The sequence below is a fragment of the Xanthomarina sp. genome, from assembly GCF_035306705.1.
GTDB lineage: Bacteria > Bacteroidota > Bacteroidia > Flavobacteriales > Flavobacteriaceae > Xanthomarina.
In genome coordinates this window covers 1-2,252 of record NZ_DATGNO010000037.1, presented here as the reverse complement: position 1 = coordinate 2,252, position 2,252 = coordinate 1, and the positions used below count along the sequence as shown (strand labels likewise).

The 2,252-nt window shown below is 36.5% G+C and carries 1 protein-coding gene and 1 pseudogene; both read right to left on the bottom strand.

All coding sequences use genetic code 11. The features are described 5' to 3' along the window. Positions 1-189: pseudogene (locus tag VKY47_RS03115) on the bottom strand (T9SS type A sorting domain-containing protein); the annotation flags it as partial. 229 nt (positions 190-418) lie between these two features. After that, positions 419-1,915, bottom strand: a complete 1,497-nt coding sequence (locus tag VKY47_RS03110; RefSeq protein ID WP_324310271.1) for a potassium/proton antiporter — start codon at positions 1,913-1,915, stop codon at positions 419-421. Between the last annotated feature and the right edge of the window lie 337 nt (positions 1,916-2,252).

The window sequence follows — 2,252 nt, the reverse complement described above, 5'->3', positions numbered from 1 at the left end:
TTGTGCTACACTTCCCGTGCTACCTGTGTTTGTGGTGTAAACTACCTGTCCTACTGAATAGCTGGCTGTACCGCCTGTTCCTGTGGCATCACCACCAGAGGCGTTTGTGCTTTCTTGAGCTTGTGCAAAGCTCGCCCATAGTAGTCCTGTTGCCAGCAACAAAATGGGTCTTGCTTTGTTTTTTTTCATACTTATTTGTTTTTATTGGTGAATACTCGTTGTTGTTATTTTTCCTTTATTTCTATTTCGTTTCGGGTTCTTCCAATGAACGCTAACGGTTTGGCGCTTGGCGAAGAAGCGGATTTCGAAGCACAAAACTGTCAATACACCACAAAAGTTGATGCGTGGTAGAATGTTCAATTAACCACTTCACCCGCCATTGAGCCAAACGCCTGTTGGCAACTGGTGTTCTGTTTTCTTATGCATTTTCGATACCTAAATTTTTATAGGTTTCTATTAGTGCTTCATGGTTATCAGTAATAATTAAAATTTTATCTTTTTCTTCTAAAATCGTCTGTCCTGTTGGCACAAAATAATTATCATCACGATTCACCATAACCACCAGTGTATTGTCAGGCAAAGACAAATGAATCAATTGATTTCCTTTCGCTAAAATTCTAGATGTAATTTCAATTTCTGTTGTGACTGATTTTATGTCAGACGAGAAATCCACATCAAAATTTCTAAGCTTATTAATCTGTTTTGGTTCTACTGCAAGATTAAGCCATCGTGCAACCAAAGGCAATGATGTTCCTTGCACTACTAACGAAACTAACGTACATAAAAACACAATGTTAAATATCAACCTAGCATGAGGAACATTCTCAACAAGTGGGTAAATGGCGAATATGATAGGTACAGCACCTCTCAATCCAACCCAAGAAACAAATGTTTTATCTTTAAACGGCATTTTCCGAAAGGGAAGCAAACTTAAAAAGACGGTCAATGGACGAGTAACAAAAATCATTAAAAAACTAATTATCAGTCCAGGAATAAGAATAGGTACTAACTCATGTGGATTTACAAGTAGCCCTAAAGTGAGGAACATAATTAACTGCGACATCCATGCCAATCCATCAAAGAAACCGAGTGATGAACGTTTGTGTACAAACTTTGAGTTCCCAATAACCAGCCCCCCAATATAAACGGCCAGAAATCCATTACCCTTAAGAAAATAGGTTAAGGAAAAGATAAAAATACACAACGTAAAGATTAAAATGGGATACAAAGAGTCATTTCCGATTTTAATACGATTGATTATTCTTACGGCCAGTTTGCCCAATGCAAAACCAAGTAAAGCACCAATACCCAGTTGTAAAATCAATGTACCTCCAACTACCCAGTAATTGGGAACATTGCTTAATTTAATTAGGTCTATTAACGTGATAACAAGAATATATGCCATGGGGTCGTTGCTCCCGCTTTCCAGCTCTAGCATCGGTCTTAGGTTGTTTTTTAGATGTAGATTTTTTGCCCGAAGAATTGAAAAAACTGAAGCTGAATCTGTTGATGCCATAGTTGATGCTAACAACAAGGAAGTTAAAAGTCCAATTCCAGCTGATGCCATTGTCATTCCCAAAATCCACCAAATAATTACTCCTGTGATAAGTGCTGTTAAGAGTACGCCTAAGGTTGCTAGTATAACTCCTTGTGGTAATATTGGACGGATTTCTGAAATCTTAGTATCTAATCCACCAGAGAAAAGAATAATACATAATGCAACAGTTCCAATAGCGTTGGCAACTTGAATATTCTCAAATTGTATCCCTATTCCATCACTACCAAATAACATTCCTACACCTAGAAACAATAATAATGCAGGAACTCCATATCTTGAACTAGCCTTTCCTGCTAAAATGCTCAAAAAAAATAAAAAAGATAATATTAATAAGGCAACCTCAATTTGTATATTCATTAGTTAGTTTATGTATTTTATAATCATTTAATTTTTGTAGTGTCTGTCTTTTTACACTTGTTTTACACTTGTTGCCAACGGTTTGGCTATGATTTCGGCGTGGATAAATCCGCAGGATTTGTCCGCAGAGAAATCAGCTTGGTTAAAAGTAAGAAAAGTTCGTTAGATTAAATATAAGCCACGCTGAATTATAGCCGTTGTTGAACTAAACCTAAAGGTAGCTTCACGAGACAGTTACATCACGATTCACTACCTTTAAGTAATGTTTAATTCTAATATTTAAAGTTATGAAAAAAAAGTGACACCCTTATCCAAAGGGCTATTATTTCGGTTCCAG

What these genes read in the sequence shown, in the direction of transcription:
- VKY47_RS03110 (WP_324310271.1), bottom strand. Translation starts at nt 1,915, where the DNA reads ATGAATATACAAATTGAGGTTGCCTTATTAATATTATCTTTTTTATTT.